Raw genomic sequence first — 15,716 nt, 5'->3', positions numbered from 1 at the left:
CCCCGGGGCTTCGTGTTTCCGGGGGCAAGGATCGCAAGGCATCATTCCGCCCGCGTGCCCGAGGTCGCGAAGCGCGCCCGGTAGTCGCGCGGCGACAGAGAGAACCGGCGCCGAAAGGTCTTGCGCATCTGTTCGTCCGTGCGAAAACCCGCCCTGTAGGCCACGGTCTTCAGCGGCAGGTCGGTATCGAGCAGCAGCGCCTTCGCCCGGTCGCAGCGCAGGCGCTCCAGCGTTGCCATGGGCGAGGCACCGATTTCGGCCGTGAAGGCGCGGGTGAGGCTGCGCACGCTCATGCCCTGTTGCGAGGCAATCTCTTCGAGTGTCAAAGGCTGATCCAGCCGCTCGTTCATCCAGGTCAGAACGTCTCGCATTCCGGTCTGGTTGGACATCTGGCCGGTCAGCAGAGTGCTGAACTGAGACTGGCCACCGGGCCTTTTGAGGTACATCACCATGTCCCGCGCCACGGCCAGCGCAATGTCGCGACCGTAGTCCTGTTCGACGAAGGCGAGGGTCAGGTCAATCGCCGCCGTCACTCCGGCCGAGGTCCAGAAACCGCCTGCCTGCAGGAAGATCGCGTCGGCATCCACGTCAACCTCAGCAAAGCGTTGGTGCAACTGGTCCGCGTATTTCCAGTGGGTTGCCGCCCGCTTGCCGTCAAGCAGGCCGGCTTCGGCTAAAAAGAACGACCCGGTGCAGAGCGCGGCGCAGCGGGGTACCTGCCGGCCGTTTTCCCGACACCAGGTCACCAGGACCGTTTCGCGCGTCAGTGCCTCTTCGATTCGGGTGGAGCCGGCAATCAGCACGGTGTCGCGGGCAGCCAGATCCCGCAACGCCACGGTGGCCTCGATTGATATCAGCGTGTCTGACGGAACGGGTCCGGCCTGCGGTGCGGCGACGACCACATCATAACCGCCCGGACGCCCAGCAGCGGCGAGATGCTGGGAGGCATAGTCCAGCACACTCAGCGGCCCGGTCGCCTCCAGCGTCTTGAAGCCGGGGTAGATGATCAGCGCTACCTGGCGTCGCTGATCCGTTGCCTCGCTCCGTTCCTGCTCTGTCGGCATCCTCATGTCCTGCGGTGGCCAGTATGGCGCGGTGACTGGCCAGATGGCGTGGGTCGGTTCGCTCGTGTCGCAAGTGTTACTGTGTAACACTTGCGATCAGTTGGACAACAAGGAAACGCACCATGAAGATCCGCGCCGCCGTCGCCTGGGAACCGAACCGCCCTCTGGAAATCGAGGAAATCGACCTTGATGGTCCTAAGGAAGGCGAGGTCCTGATCCGTATCGTCACCACCAGCCTGTGCCATACCGACATGTTCACCCTTTCGGGCGCCGACCCCGAAGGGCTGTTCCCCGCCGTCCTCGGCCACGAGGCCGTCGGCATCGTCGAGGAACTCGGCGCCGGTGTGACCTCGGTCAAACCGGGCGATCACGTGATCCCGCTCTACACCCCCGAGGATCCGAACTGCCCCTACATCAAGTCCGGCAAGACGAACCTCTGTCAGACCATCCGCAAGACCCAAGGGCAGGGCGTGATGCCCGATGGCACCTCGCGCTTCAGCTACAAGGGCAAGAAGATCCATCACTACATGGGCACCTCGACCTTCGCGGAATACACCGTGCTGCCCGAGATCGCCGTGGCCAAGATCAGCAAGGAGGCGCCGCTCTCCAAGGCAAGCGTCATGGGCTGTGCCATCCCGACCGGCATGGGCGCTGTGCGCAACACCGCCAAGGTCGAGATCGGCGCAACCGTTGCCGTCTTTGGCCTGGGGGCGGTCGGCATGGCGGTTACCCAGGGCGCCAAGATGCAGGGCGCATCGCGCATCATCGGCATCGATACCAATCCCGAGAAGTTCGCCCTGGCGCGGCAACTGGGCGCGACCGAATGTATCAACCCCGCCGATTTTTCCCAGCCGATCCAGGACATCATCGTCGAGATTACGAACGGCGGTGTCGATTACAGCTTCGAATGCATCGGCAATGTGAACGTCATGCGTTCGGCGCTGGAATGCTGCCACAAGGGATGGGGCGAATGCACCGTTATCGGCGTGGCCGGCGCGGGCGAGGAAATTGCCACGCGCCCCTTCCAACTGGTCACCGGCCGTGTCTGGCGCGGGTCGGCCTTTGGTGGCGTTTTGGGGCGCAGCCAGTTGCCGGGCATGGTGGATGAATGGCTGCGGGGTGATTTCGACGTCGACCCCTACATCACCCACAACATGACCCATGAACAGATCAATACAGCGTTTGATCTGCTGCATGCGGGAAAGTCGATCCGCTCGGTGATCCATTTCCAGCCGAGCGAGACAATGGTGAAGAACAATCTGCCGGGCGTGATCGTGCCCGTATGATAGCGTCTTTCAAGATGTTCATGTTCGAGACTTGAACAGAAGGGGTCCGCGCCACCATCGCGGGCTCTTCCAAGGCGCGGATCGAAGCATCTGCGATTCCGATCGCACTGGAAACCGTCTGGTGCCGGAAAAACGCATCGTCGCCTGCGCCATGGCAGGCCACGATATCGATTTCTACATACCTATGTCGCGGTTCAGGCCGCATGGGCACTGACGCCGCCGAACCGACCGGCGTGATGCAGCAGCGGCCGGGCCGTGGGCGACTGCTCCAGGTGTGCGACCCGGCCAATCACAAGGACATGATCGCCCACCTCGACCTCCTGCACCACACGGGTCACGATCACCGCAGCCGCACCGCGCAGAACGGGCAGATCCTCGTGCCGCGCGAACAGATCGCTCAGCGCCGCATCCGGCCGTCCGGCAAAGTGCAGGGCATGGGCGCGCATGTCCTCGGCCAGGATGTTGACCGCATATCGCCCCGAGGCGCGCAGCTTTGGCAGCATCCGCGACCCGGTCCCGACGGAAATGCACACCAGCGGCGGATCGAGCGAGACCGACATGAAGGCGCTGATGGTCATGCCGTGATCGCTCTCAGGCGTGCGGGTGGTCACGACCGTCACGCCGGTGGCGAAACGGCCGCAGCATGCGCGCAGCGCCTGGGGGTCAATGTCTACCGTTGCGAGGGTCATGCTGCCGCAGACACCCCCAGCTCGCGGCGGATGATCTCGGCTCCCGCGCTCAGCGCCGCAAGTTTGCCGCGCGCGACCTGCCGTGACAGGGGTGTCATCCCGCAGTTGGTGCAGGGATAAAGCTTGTCCACATCCACGAATTGCAGTGCCTTGCGCAGGGTCGCGGCAACCTCTTCGGGCGTCTCGATCGTGTTGGTTGCCACGTCGATGGCGCCCACCATAACCTTTTTGCCGCGCAGCATCTCGATCAGGTCCAGCGGAACGTGGCTGTTGTGGCATTCCAGCGAGACCAGATCGACGCTGGATTGCTGAATGGCGGGAAAGATCATCTCGTACTGCCGCCATTCCGAGCCGAGCGTCGCTTTCCAGTCGGTGTTGGCTTTAATGCCATAGCCATAGCAAACGTGAACGGCCTTCTGGCATTTCAAGCCTTCCATGGCGCGTTCCAGCGCGGCCATGCCCCAGTCGTTCACCTCGTCGAAGAAGACGTTGAAGGCAGGTTCGTCGAACTGGATGATGTCGATCCCGGCCGCTTCCAGCTCCTTCGCCTCTTCGTTCAGAAGCGTGGCGAATTCCCAGGCCAGCTTTTCGCGGCTGCGGTAATGCGCGTCATAGAGCGTGTCGATCATGGTCATTGGCCCGGGCAAGGCCCATTTGATCGGGGCATCGGTGAGGCCGCGCAGGAATTTCGCATCCTCGACAAAGACCGGGCGGGGGCGGGCCACGGCACCGACCACCGTCGGCACGCTGGCGTCATAGCGATCCCGGATGCGCACCGTCTCGCGCTGTTCGAAGTCGACGCCCTCCAGCCCCTCGATAAAGGTGGTGACGAAATGCTGGCGCGTCTGCTCGCCGTCGCTGACGATGTCGATGCCGGCGTCGCGCTGTTCGGCCAAAGTCACGCGCAGGGCATCCTGCTTGGCCTGTGCCAGCGCCTCGCCCTCCATCTTCCACGGCGACCAGAGTTTTTCGGGCTCGGCCAGCCAGGCAGGTTTCGGCAGGCTGCCGGCGGTGGAGGTGGGAAGCAATTTGGTCATGGTCATGTCTTTCATCGGTTCTGGATCAGGCGGCGAACTGGGCAGACCATTCGGCCAACCGCGCGTGATAGGGCTTGATCAGGGCTTCTTCGGCAAATCTACCTTGCTCGGTCGCCAGACGTGCGCGCTCGTCGCGGTCGTAGACCACGCGGGTCGGCGAGAAATCCTGGTGCGTAAGGCTGGGCCGGTAGATCTCGCCCGCCGCGGAATTGGCATTGTAGATCTCGGGCCGATAGATTTTCTGGAAGGCCTCCATCGTGCTGATCGTGGCGATCAGTTCGAGGTTCGTGTAATCGTTCAGCAGGTCGCCTGCGTGGTAGAAGGCCAGCGGCGCGACGCTTTTGGATGGCATGAAGTAGCGCACCTTGAGGCCCATCTTGGCAAAGTACGTCTCGGTCAAGGACGCGCCACTGGGGACATATTCGACACCCAGCACGGGGTGGCTGTTCGCGGTGCGCTCGTAGCTCTTGGTTTCCGAGACGCTCAGGCAGATGACCGGCGGCTTGCGAAACCGCGCCCTGAAGGCCTCCGAGGTAACGAAGGCTTTGAAGATGCGGCCATGCAGCTCTCCGAAGTCGTCGGGCAGGGAAAAGCTTTCGTGGTCCTTGTTGTGCCCGGGCAGCACCACGCTGAAATCGTAGTCGCGGACGTAGGAGGAGAAGTTGTTGCCGACCAGGCCCGGCGCGCGGCGGTCGGTCCTGCGGTCGAGGATCGTGGTCTGAAGCACCTCGATCGCCGGGAAGGCCTTGCCGCTGCCATCGAAATCCAGATCAACCGAGACGATGTCCAACTCGACCGCATAGCGGTCGGCCTGCGGGTTGTCCCAGCTGGCCAGATCGTTGAACCGGTTGTCGATCATGCGCAGCGCATTCGCGAGGTTCTGCTGGCGGTGCTCGCCGCGCGCGAGGTTCGCGAAATTCGTGGTCAGCCGCGTCCCGCTTTCGGGCGTGTAGGTTTCGTTGAACCTTTGGCTCTTGATCTGGAATGCGAAGGGTTCGGTCATGGCGGTCCGGGTCTCCTGTCCGTGTTCACGAAGCCGGTGGCGGAGCGCGGGCGGCCCTGCACGTCTGGCAATGGCCTCTTCTGCCGCAGTTGTGACATGAATAAAAATGACTTATTATCTGAGTATCATGACGAGTTGTCATGAAAAGAGGGGCGGGTCAGCAACCCGATGGCCACGGTCGCGCCGTCAGATCTCGACAGATTCTGCCAGTTGCATGAACCCTTCAAGATAGCCCGGCATTGTCCCCGTCCGATAGCCCACGTGGATGGACTTCGGAATGCCGGAGCCGATGCGCACGCCCGTCACGCCTTTGGCACCTCTGAGCAGCCAGTCGGGCGTGGCGCTGACCGCGCGCCCCGACGCCACCAGTCGCAGCATCAGGTCGGTCGTCTCGACCGTGCGATGCCGGCGCGGCAGGGCGTGGGCGGGTACGAGGAACTTGGTATAGATATCAAGTCTTTCGCGCGCGACCGGATAGGTGATGAGCGTCTCGCGCGCCATGTCGGAGGGCGTGACCTGCCGTTTGCGGACCAGCGGGTGATCATCGGCCACGGCCAGAACCAGCTCGTAGTTGAACACCGGTCGATATTCGAGGCTCGGACGCTCGACCGGATCGGGGGTGACGAGCAGATCAATCTCGTGTCCCAGCAGCGCGGCGAGCCCCCCGAACTGAAAGGCTGAGGTGACGTCAAGATCCACATCCGGCCAGGCCGCGAGAAACGGGTCGACGATCCGCATCAGCCAGTCCTGACAGGGATGACACTCCATCCCGACCCGAAGCGCCCCACGCCGTCCGCGTGCAAAATCCTCCAGCACGGTGGCGCCGTGTTCAAGTTGCGGCAGGACGCGCGCGGCCAGGCTCAACAGATACTCACCCGTCGGCGTGAGGCGCAGCTTGCGCCCCTCCCGCTCCCAAAGCTTCACCCCGTACCGCTCCTCGAAGCGGCGGATGGCATGGCTGACGGCCGACTGGGTCAGGTTCAGCCGATCTGCGGCATCGGTCAGGCTTCCGGTCCGGTCGATTTCGCGCAGGATCGCGAGGGGTTGAATGTCGAGCATGTCTCTTGACTTGGTTTCATGGCATGGCGATTTACGTACCCTTCCATGTCATGAAAAGGATGGCAACGCACTTGAAGGTTCGAATTACTGGGATGATCGGCACGTCGCGGTTCTTCAGCGGTGTCCGATGTCGGAAAGTCTGAATTCCTAACTTGCACCAACTCCACAGCAAAGCTGCACTGAGGCGGCGGCGCACGGCAGGCAAGTTTTGTTGTCCTGCTCGCGCGTCGCTTTGTCCGCTCTGTGGGCGGTCATTCCTTCTTTGCTCGACAGCCTGCGGTAGCACGGCGGGTAATCGCATGGCCCGAGGTATGCTGCTATCTCTGACGCAAGCGATTCAGGTCGCAGCTGACGCTGGCTGCCTGACTTTCTCTATTTCAAAGATTGTAATCTTCGTGCTACATATTCATTTATTATGTAGCGCAAAGATGACAAATGCCGACACCTCACAACCCTCCGGCCGCAGTGCGGCGCGCGCTGCGCAAGCTTGGCGCGGACATCCAGGACGCCCGGCGGCGGCGCCGACTACCCATGGCGGTCGTGGCAGAGCGCGCTTTCACGTCGCGGTCGACGCTCCAGAAGATCGAGGCTGGAGACACCAGCGTCAGCATAGGCATCTATGCCAGCGTCCTCCAGGCGCTTGGGCTGCTGGATGGGCTAAGTCAGGTGGCGGATATCGCTAACGACAGCGTCGGCCAGGCTCTGGCCAGTGCCGACTTGCCGAAGAATGTCCATCTCAAGCGGCCAGCGGGACCGTCGCGCGATGGCTGATTTCGAGGTTCACGTCGATCTGAATGGCCGCCTGCATCCTGTCGGATTGGCGCACAGCAACCGTGTCCGCGGTGGTGAGACCATCCTGTTCGAGTACGATCCGGCATGGCTCAAGGATGCGGAGCGGTTCTCGCTTGAGCCTGCTCTCCCCATTACGCGTGGCGCCTTTGCGCCACCGGCGGGGCTGTCGACCTTTGGCTCAATTGGCGACTCCGCGCCCGACACCTGGGGACGCCGTCTCATGCAACGTTCGGAGCGACGCAGCGCCGAACGGGATCGCCGCGCCGTGCGCACGTTGACCGAAAGCGATTATCTTCTGGGTGTCGCCGACGAGACCCGGCTTGGCGCGCTTCGCTTCCGGCGGGTGGACGAGGAGTCGTTCCTCGCACCGATCCGCGCGGGGGTTCCGGCCCTGATCGAACTCGGGCGTCTCCTTCAGGTCACCGAACGGATCCTGCGGGATGAGGAAACCGACGAGGACCTCCAGCTCATCTTTGCGCCTGGCTCGTCGCTGGGCGGCGCGCGTCCGAAGGCCTCGGTCATCGATCAGCATGGTCATCTTTCCATTGCCAAGTTCCCGAAGGAAACCGACGAATACAGCATGGAGACATGGGAGGAGATTGCCCTCCGACTGGCCGGCCAGGCCGGTATCGTCACGCCGCACCACGAACTCGTCGATGTGGCGGGCAAGAAGGTCATGCTGTCGCGGCGGTTCGATCGCGAGGGCGCCGTGCGGATCCCGTTCCTGTCAGCGATGGCGATGATGGGCGCCAGGGATGGCGAACGCGGAAGCTATCCCGAGATCGTCGACGCTCTGGCTGAGCATGGCGCACAGGGCAAGACCGATGCCCAAGCCCTGTATCGCCGCGTCGTCTTCAGCGTGCTGATCTCCAATGTCGACGATCATCTGCGCAACCACGGCTTCCTCTGGCGTGGCAGGGCGGGATGGTCGCTGTCGCCGGCCTACGATCTCAATCCGGTGCCGACTGACATCAAGGCGCGGGTGCTGACCACCAATATCGATCTCGACGAGGGCACCTGTTCGCTCGACCTGCTGGAAGAGGCGTCGGGATACTTCGCCCTGACGCTCGCCCAGGCGCGCGCAATCATCAGGGAGGTGGCCACAGTCACCGCCACCTGGCGCGAGACCGCGAGGTCGGTCGGTGCGCGTTCGGCCGAGATCAACCGCATGGCCAGCGCCTTCGAGCATGAAGATCTGCAGCGTGCGCTGGCTCTATGACACGACCATGCTGCTGCGGATTTGACACGCCATCGGTCAGGGTGCAGCCTCTTGAGGGCGCGTTCCATTTGCTTGCGCCCAGGATGACCTTCAGAAAGGGAAGCCCATGATTGGTCCGTTGATCTGCATAGCTGGCATGGTGATCAGCGTCGTGGGGTCAGTCCATTGCTGGCTGGTCTACCGGGAGTCTGCGCGCAGTGCCCGCGTCGACCCCGAGAGGGTCCGGCGCTTTGTGGAAAGCGCGCCGCTGCACCGCCTTGAGGAGCTGAAGGCGAAGCGCCCGGTGTGCCGGTGCTGCGGTGCGCCGCTCGAGGCGCGCGGGGCGTAAGCTCAGGGCGCGGGCGGCGGCTGCATATTTTACGGAAAAACTTTTACCGTAAACTTGACGCGTGATCTGTCGGGTGGCATAACGCTCCCAAGGACACTTCACGAGGACAGCTTTCATGGCGACGAAAGGGGAAATGGTGCGGGCGCTTGCCCAGCGGTTCGACCTGAACCCCAACAAGGTCGACGCGATGACGCGTGCCATGGCGCGGGCCGGACTGCGCACGCCTGGCGGCCGTGGCCGGGCGGCGGCGGATATGACCGGGGAAGATATCTTTCATCTCACCCTGGCTCTGGTCATGGCGCTGGAGACCAAGGATGCGCCTGAGGTCGTGCGGGAACTCTCACAGCTTCAGCTTGTGCGCGGGAACCTGTTTCTTGACGGCCATATCCAGTGGGAAGCCAACTGCGATGGGGGAGGGGAGAGCAAGCTGCTCGATGTCCTGAACCGGCTGCCTGTCGCTGGCCTGGAGCTGCACCGTACCTTTGGTGCGTTTTGCGGTCATTGGCTCGAGGAGGGGTTCAATGGTGAAGACGAAGGGTTCAACTCTGCCCCGGTCTCTGTCGAGGTCAGCTCAAACGGGCCGCATGCCGTGTTCTCGCACCGATCCGACAAGGGCAGTCTGAAGCTCTGGTTCGGGGATGCTGCCAGGGACCTGAAAACACCGGAGTGGGAGCGGCGGACGATCCTGTCCGACAAGCTCTTCCGGCGGCTGTCGCAGCTCGCCCGCAGCGGCGCGTCCTGACCGACTCCCGGCGCCTTTTCGGCCCGGAAAGCGGAATGATTTGCCGAATTCGATTCGCGAAATCGGAGTGATTTCATGATGTGCGCCGCCGAATTGGCGTGCGTTCTCAACTATCCACAGAGTTATCCCGATGAAAATGACCATTCAAAAAATTTCTGAAGCTCACAACGCCCGCGTTTCGGGCGGTGCTGAAGAACTTCCGGTCATCTTTTCGCAAAATCTGCTGGATGATCTGAAAATCGGGGGCGAGCGCCTTTCCGATCTTGAGGCCGGAATTTGCGAAAATTCGGCCCCCGAAACCCCGCTCTCCCGGCGGGCTGGACAGGTGGTGCCAGTGTCTCTTATGGGCAATTCCCGAATATGCGGCTGATCTCCTGACGCGGTTCTGATCTCTCAGTTCCAATCAGGTTACAGGCGCTCATCGGAAGAAACTGTCCAAAGAGGCTCAAACACCCAAAACCAGATATAGGCGCTTGGCGCCCGAATGAACCGTGCGAAAGCCCGATCCATGTGTTGCACCTGCCGATTAGCATGATGCTGTCGCCAGGACAAGGACGGCTCTCCGCGCATTTCCAAGATCGACATAGCCCGAGAATGTTAATTTCTCGGGGCGGGAGAAATCATGTCTTATCCCTTTCTGCCGGGCGGCATTCGCTTGCCCGAGGTGAGCGCTGGCGACCGCAGCACTCAGGTCGCATCGAAGTCCCACTTTACGGGACATATTACTTTTGGCGAAGGCCACGGACGCGGCGTCGGCCTGGAAAGCAACCTTGAGAAGAAGGTGGCACTCATCCTTCGCTATGCGCCTTCCACGGTCGATCTCGTCGAGCAGCAGGCCTTTGAATGGTATGATGCCGATAGGGAATGCTACACCCATTATGTCGACCTGGTCTGCCGGCTGCGTGACGGCCGTCGTATCGGCTACGCGGTGCGTCCGATCCATCGTGTCAGCGCCGGGTACGAGGACGAACTGGCCAGGGTCAAGCACCAGTCGCTCTCCCAGGGTGTGTTCGACGACTTTCGCCTCTTCACCGAGCATGATGTGTGCCCTGTCGCCCTTCACAACGCCACGCACCTTCACTCGGTGCGCATCGCGGAGCCTGACGCAGATCAGGCGGCTGCCGAGGTGATCGGTGCAATGCGCGGCGTCGAGACGATCGGGGCCCTGCGTGACCGGATCGGGATGGAGGGTACCGGCTTGCGCGCCGTGGTCCGTCACATCGGATCGGGGCACCTCCAACTCCTGCGCCAGGAGAAGATCAACGAAACCTCCCAGGTCATCAGGGTGATGGCGCTGCACTAACCGCAGCGCCGCCTCAGACCCTCCACCAATCATCCCCCATCAACCGCTGCGGCGGACCGACTGCGCATAGGCAGTGGGTTCTATCCGCGCGCTCAAATTCCGGAACGACCGGACACCACCAAAGGAAAGAAAATGGAACTCAACTTCAATATCGACAACGCACGCTATGCCTTCGGAAAGTTTGACCGGGTGCATATCAACGGGATGGCCTGCAAGGTCATTCACCAATCCGAAGACGGGTATGTCTTCGGTGCCGATGACAGTGTCGGTCTCGCCCAGGCGTATACGCATGGACAGTTGAGCCGCTTGGGGGCGCAGGGACGTATCCGCGTCGAGACCGGCTACTACGATGTTGCCTCTGCTCGCAAGCGCCTGGTTCAGTCTGCGGGTTTCGTGAACGATCTGCCGTTCAAGAGCCATGCGCGCCTTTCGAAGAAGGACGCCTATTGCGAGGCGCTGCTGGAACTGCGCCGCGATGGCCTGATCAAGATGACGGATGAAAGCCTTGGCGCCAACATGGTGCTGATCAAGGGCAAGGCCCTGGAGTATGCGGGGAAGGATACCCGCGCTGGCGACCACAGGCTCGACATCTCGCGGAACTTTGACGAAGCGCCTTCTCCCCGTACGTTGCGCCGTTGGCTGGTCGCGAAGGAAGAGCTTGGGCTGATCGGGCTGGCCGATGCCATGCATCGTCGCGGCAACCGTACCCGGGTGATGGGCTCTGGAGCAATCGGCCTGCTCATGACCGAGGTGCGGAAGTATCTTTCGCCCGAGAAGCCGACGATCAAGATGATCCATGAAGGCGTCCAAATCGCCTTCGCCGAGCGGAATGCCGAACGTGTGAAAGCTGGGCTGGGTGTGTGGACCACGCCAAGCCGTGAGACGGTTCGCCGCGCTGTGCGCGAACTCGACCCCTTCCAGGTGACCTTGGCCCGGGAAGGCGAGGCCGCGGCGCGGAAGAAATACCGCCCGGTGTTTGAAGGACTGTATCTCGCGCGACCGCTTCAGCGGGTGGAGATCGACGAATGGCAGATCGACCTTATTACACTCATGAAAAGCTCCGGCATGTACGATCTCCTGACGGACGAGGAGAGGGCAGCCTTGGGCCTCGACAAGAAGAAGGCGCGTTGGTGGATCACCGCCGCGATCTGCTGCACCACGCGCTGCATTCTCTCCATGGTGCTGAGCCGGGAACCCGGGGGGGAGGCCGCAACGCAGGCGGTGCAGATGATCATGACGAACAAGGGCAAGTGGGCAGACGCCGTCGGTGCGCTTACTGCCTGGGACATGCATGGTCGGCCCGAGTTGATCGTTACGGACGGCGGTGCCGCATTCAAGTCTGAACGCTTTCGGTTCGCATGCGCCGATCTGGCGATCGCCACGGAAATCGCCATCAACGGCGTTCCGGAAGTTCGCGGCACGATCGAACGTGTGTTCAAGACCTTCGTCCTGGATCTGATGCCGCGCCTGTCTGGCCGTACCTTCTCCAACAATCTGGAGAAAGGCGACTCTGACCCGACCAAACGCGCGGCGCTGACCGTAGATGATCTGACCTTTGCGCTGGTTCGCTGGGTCGTCGACATCTACCACAACACGCCTCACCGTGGGCTGGACGGAGAGACGCCCATCGCCTGCTGGCGTCGCCTGAGCACGCAATGGGGTGTGATGCCTCCGCCGGACATGCACACCGCGCGCACTGTGTTCGGTCAGCACAAGACCGCTACGCTGGACAAGACCGGGATCACCATCCTCAAGGTCCGCTATCACTCCGAGAAACTGGCGACCTGGCTCCGTCGTGAGGACAGCTGCACCGTCAATGTCCGCTGGCATCCCAAGGATATCGGAGCCGTTTCGGTTCAGCTGGGAGATCGGTGGCATGAGGTGCCGTCTGTTGACGCCAGCCTCGAAGGGGTCTCCGCTCAAACCTGGCTGACGGCAACCCGCACGGTTCGTGCCGGCAACCCGAAGTCGAACCGGCTGGATCTGCCGGCGGTCCGTCAGGCCATCAAGGCGATCGAAGAGCGCAACGAGGCAGCCATGGCTGCGGCGAGCCTGAACCTGGAGGACTGGTCTGGCGACGCCATCGAACGTGCGGAAAGGAAAGTGCTCGCGGGTGTGGAATTCCACGACCGCGCCCCCAGCCCGCAGAACGACAACGAGCTGGGCCGTGCCATTCGCGATCACGTCGAGCCCGCCGATGCCGCGCCTCCGGCGCAGCGCACCGCGGCGAAACGTGCCGGCAGCGCGCCCAAGACCCAGACGACCCTGAACATCGAAGAGGACTGATCATGTCGCATCACGCTCAAACCGCACGTGCGCTCGAACATCTTCGGAGCCTCCACGTTGGCTCCGATATGGATACCGAGCTGACGGGCCAACTCGCGCGCCTCCTGAAACGCGACGACGAGGGGGAACTCTCCCCCGAGCCGATCCGCTTCACCCGGACCAATGAAACGCGCGGTATCATGGTCGTGGGCGGCGCCGGCAGCGGCAAGTCCCACCTCGTTCATCGCGCCCTGATGAAGTTTCCTGTCCTGGCAGAGGGGGAGTACGGCCGCCCGAGGTTCCTGGAATGCTCCGTACCGAGCCCGGCAACCCTCAAGAGCATGGTGCTGGAGATGCTCGAGAAGAGTGGCTACGGAACTGTGTCGCCGACCCGGCAGGTCTGGTCGCTTGTCCAAATCCTTCGCGAGCGCATGCGCGTGACGGGTACTGTTGTCCTGTGGATCGACGAGGCCCACGACCTGTTTTGCGCGGACAGAAACCTCATTCTGCGCGCGTTGAAGTCCCTGATGCAGGGAGATGATGCTGTGATCGTTGTCCTCTCCGGCACCGAGGAGCTTGCGCAGGTTGTCCGGACGGACCCCCAGGTTCAGCGGCGCTTCTCGACGGTCGCTTTTGCGGCGTTGGTTCCCGAATTGCACGGTGACCTGTTCCAGCAAATCGTGGGCGACTACTGCCAACGAGCAGGCCTCGGTGCGCCGGTCGAGGCTGACCTTGTCGGGCGGGTATTCCATGGCGCGCGCTACCGGTTCGGCAGGGCGATCGAACTGATCGTGCGCGCGATCGAACTGATCGTGCGCGCGATCGAGGTGGCCCTCTACGCAGAGGCCAGCGATCTGACGATCGATCACTTCGCCCGTGCCTGGGCCATGCATGAAGGGTGTCCTGCCGACCAGAACGTGTTCTATGCCGAGCAGTATCGGCTTCTGCGCCTGGATCAGGCTTCCGAGGTGGCACTGCGTGTCTCGACGCGGCGGAGGGGCTGAACCATGGCGATGCTTTTTCCCCCCCTGCCGTTTCATCCGGATGAAACTCCGCTCTCCTGGGCCGCGCGTAGCGCGGCCTTTCACACGGGTGGGCGCCTTGTGCCGTTTTTGAACGACCTTGGCATCGACCTCTGGTCCTTGAAGCGTGGCGAAGAGTGTGCGCTTGCGCGGCTGTGTTCGATCTCCGGGCAGGAGCGCGCACCAGTCGCGCATAACGCTGTGACAGCGCTCGGTTATCGGCAATATGCCCTCCGCGGTGAGCGCTTCGCTGCGGAGTTCCTGACTGGGCCCGTCACCCGCTTCTGCCCCTCCTGCCTGGCCGAGGATGCCGCGGGTGCTGCGCGTCCCGCCACCAAGTGGCGGCACCGTTTGATCTGGTCACTGTCCGTGGTCAGGGTGTGTCCCGTGCATCAGATCCCGTTGCTCAGCCACCGCGGCGGGAAATGGGACGACGGTGCGCATGAACTTCAGGCGTTGCCTTGGGAGAAAGATGCGCTGGCGGTCGGACCTAACGCCTCGCTGCGGCCTTCGCCGCTGCAGGACTATGTCGTCGCGAGGCTAGCGGGCGCTTCCGGCCCCGCATGGCTTGATGGCCAGGGGATCGAGCAGGGCGTCCGTGCCACCGAAATGCTGGGTGCGGTCATCGCGTTCGGAGCTGGGCAGAAGGCCTCCAACATGACCGAGAGCATGTGGGATGAAGCCGGCCGCGCGGGGTGGACGGTGATGAGCGAGGGGGAGGCGGCGATCCGTACCACCTTTATGGATCTGTTGAAGCGTTCCGAGACCAATCCCGGCTCCATGCATCCCAAGACAGCTTATGGCATGCTCTATGCTTGGATGTCCGCATCGCGGCTGACCAAGGATCCCGGGGCCATCCGCCCTCTTCTGCGGGAGCACATCCTCGACACGGTGCCCCTGACAAAAGGGCAGATCCTCTTGGGCAGCCCTGTTGAGGCCCCCCGTGTCAGCAGTGTGGCCAAGATCGCGGCCGGAGAACTCGTACATCCGATGACGCTCCGGAACCTGCTCGCCGACCAAGGGGCCATTTCCGCCTCTGACCGGGAGGCCCCGTGCGGTCATATCTTTCTGCGCTACGACGAAGCGCACGCGTCCATTCGAATGCTGAAGCATGCTGTGCCGGTCAGTCGCCTGCCGGAGTTGCTGGGTGCGTCCCGCCCCATGGTCGCAGCCCTTCTTGAAATCGGTGCGCTCACGCGGCTGACGGAGGTTGAGGCGGCTTCCAGTAAAATGAGCAAGGCAGTCGATGGGCTGGAGATGGCGGCCTTCCTGGAGCGGATGCAGGTGTGCCTTCCCGAAGTCGCGGAGAAGCCGACGACCTTGGTGACGCTTGCCAAGGCTGCAGAGAAGGGGAGGGTGAAGCTGTCCGTCATTCTATCGATGCTGCTGCAGGGGCGCTTGCACCGTGCATGTCGCTTAGCTGGTGCAGCTGGCCTGGCGGCCGTTCTCGTGGATCCTCAGGAGATCAAGTCGAAGCTTGCGCTTCCGCGTCCTGGGATGAGTGGGGAGTTGGCGCTCATCATTCTCGGGTTCGATCCCTCTCGAGGGAGATATGCGCAGAAGTTGGTGACGCCTGATCAGGCGGCGATTTGAACGTGGCGGAGGCCGTCGCGGAACTCAACCCCTTGGATGATTTCGGGCAGGCGGTTCCGGCCGTCGAGTTTGCGCCATTTTGCCTGCGCTGACATCATCAGCTTGAATGCCATGGCCAGTCCGGTCTTGCGGCTGAGGCAGCCCTTGGTGCGTTTCGTGCGATGCCGGACGGTGGCAAAGGTGCTTTCGATCGGGTTTGACGTGCGGATGTGCTTCCAGTGTTCGGCCGGGTAGTCGTAGAAGGTCAGCAGCGCGTCCCGGTCCTTGACCAGCTTGGCCACCGCCTTGTCCCATTTCACACCGTAGGTTTCGAC

Annotated in this window: 15 protein-coding genes; 9 read left to right on the top strand and 6 right to left on the bottom strand. The window is 62.6% G+C overall.

The window, feature by feature from the left end:
* Positions 1–41: 41 nt before the first annotated feature.
* Complete coding sequence (locus tag G455_RS0107630) at positions 42–1,064, bottom strand: GlxA family transcriptional regulator (protein WP_051312276.1); 1,023 nt, start codon at positions 1,062–1,064, stop codon at positions 42–44.
* 122 nt (positions 1,065–1,186) lie between these two features.
* Between G455_RS0107630 and G455_RS0107625 the strand changes: the two genes are divergently transcribed.
* Complete coding sequence (locus G455_RS0107625) at positions 1,187–2,350, top strand: S-(hydroxymethyl)glutathione dehydrogenase/class III alcohol dehydrogenase (RefSeq protein ID WP_028093150.1); 1,164 nt, start codon at positions 1,187–1,189, stop codon at positions 2,348–2,350.
* A gap of 194 nt (positions 2,351–2,544) precedes the next feature.
* On the opposite strand, the gene G455_RS0107620 is transcribed toward G455_RS0107625, so the two are convergent.
* The 4 genes from G455_RS0107620 to G455_RS0107605 all read right to left on the bottom strand — a co-directional run bounded on the left by G455_RS0107620 (position 2,545) and on the right by G455_RS0107605 (position 6,138).
* On the bottom strand, positions 2,545–3,039 hold the full coding sequence (locus G455_RS0107620) for a flavin reductase family protein (protein ID WP_028093149.1): 495 nt from the start codon (positions 3,037–3,039) through the stop codon (positions 2,545–2,547).
* On the bottom strand, positions 3,036–4,076 hold the full coding sequence (locus G455_RS0107615; RefSeq protein WP_028093148.1) for a methionine synthase: 1,041 nt from the start codon (positions 4,074–4,076) through the stop codon (positions 3,036–3,038). Before G455_RS0107615 ends, G455_RS0107620 begins: the two co-directional genes overlap by 4 nt.
* Positions 4,077–4,101: 25 nt before the next feature.
* On the bottom strand, positions 4,102–5,079 hold the full coding sequence (locus tag G455_RS0107610) for a DUF1852 domain-containing protein (RefSeq protein ID WP_028093147.1): 978 nt from the start codon (positions 5,077–5,079) through the stop codon (positions 4,102–4,104).
* 186 nt (positions 5,080–5,265) lie between these two features.
* On the bottom strand, positions 5,266–6,138 hold the full coding sequence (locus G455_RS0107605) for a LysR family transcriptional regulator (protein WP_028093146.1): 873 nt from the start codon (positions 6,136–6,138) through the stop codon (positions 5,266–5,268).
* Between the two features lie 435 nt (positions 6,139–6,573).
* Between G455_RS0107605 and G455_RS0107600 the strand changes: the two genes are divergently transcribed.
* The 8 genes from G455_RS0107600 (at position 6,574) to G455_RS23615 (ending at position 15,402) form a co-directional block, all read left to right on the top strand.
* Positions 6,574–6,909 (top strand): helix-turn-helix domain-containing protein, encoded by a 336-nt coding sequence (locus G455_RS0107600; protein WP_028093145.1) that lies wholly within the window; start codon positions 6,574–6,576, stop codon positions 6,907–6,909.
* The gene (locus G455_RS0107595) at positions 6,902–8,149 is read left to right on the top strand and encodes a type II toxin-antitoxin system HipA family toxin (RefSeq protein ID WP_028093144.1); all 1,248 of its coding nucleotides are present in this window, start codon (positions 6,902–6,904) and stop codon (positions 8,147–8,149) included. The genes G455_RS0107600 and G455_RS0107595 overlap by 8 nt, the downstream gene beginning before the upstream one ends.
* A 443-nt stretch (positions 8,150–8,592) precedes the next feature.
* Positions 8,593–9,219, top strand: a complete 627-nt coding sequence (locus tag G455_RS0107585; protein WP_028093142.1) for a hypothetical protein — start codon at positions 8,593–8,595, stop codon at positions 9,217–9,219.
* A 130-nt stretch (positions 9,220–9,349) separates the two neighbouring features.
* A complete protein-coding gene (locus tag G455_RS0107580; RefSeq protein WP_028093141.1) occupies positions 9,350–9,589 on the top strand; it encodes a hypothetical protein in 240 nt (79 codons plus the stop codon).
* 252 nt (positions 9,590–9,841) lie between these two features.
* Positions 9,842–10,522 (top strand): PDDEXK family nuclease, encoded by a 681-nt coding sequence (locus G455_RS23620; RefSeq protein ID WP_035366376.1) that lies wholly within the window; start codon positions 9,842–9,844, stop codon positions 10,520–10,522.
* A gap of 204 nt (positions 10,523–10,726) precedes the next feature.
* Positions 10,727–12,808 carry a Mu transposase C-terminal domain-containing protein gene (locus tag G455_RS0107570; RefSeq protein WP_229861742.1) on the top strand — a complete coding sequence of 694 codons (2,082 nt, stop codon included), beginning with the start codon at positions 10,727–10,729 and terminating at the stop codon, positions 12,806–12,808.
* A 2-nt stretch (positions 12,809–12,810) separates the two neighbouring features.
* The gene (locus G455_RS0107565) at positions 12,811–13,791 is read left to right on the top strand and encodes a TniB family NTP-binding protein (RefSeq protein WP_028093139.1); all 981 of its coding nucleotides are present in this window, start codon (positions 12,811–12,813) and stop codon (positions 13,789–13,791) included.
* Positions 13,792–13,794: 3 nt separating this feature from the next.
* A complete protein-coding gene (locus G455_RS23615) occupies positions 13,795–15,402 on the top strand; it encodes a TniQ family protein (protein WP_051312274.1) in 1,608 nt (535 codons plus the stop codon).
* Here the strand turns inward: G455_RS23615 and G455_RS23610 are convergent.
* The coding region (locus tag G455_RS23610; protein ID WP_035366374.1) for a transposase at positions 15,387–15,716 on the bottom strand (330 nt) is incomplete at its 5' end. The genes G455_RS23615 and G455_RS23610 overlap by 16 nt on opposite strands.

Origin of the sequence: Pseudodonghicola xiamenensis DSM 18339 (assembly GCF_000429365.1) — a bacterium.
In the GTDB taxonomy this organism is placed as follows: Bacteria; Pseudomonadota; Alphaproteobacteria; order Rhodobacterales; family Rhodobacteraceae; genus Pseudodonghicola; species Pseudodonghicola xiamenensis.
The sequence above is the reverse complement of the archived record's forward strand: the minus strand, read 5'-3'. Positions and strand labels throughout refer to the sequence as shown.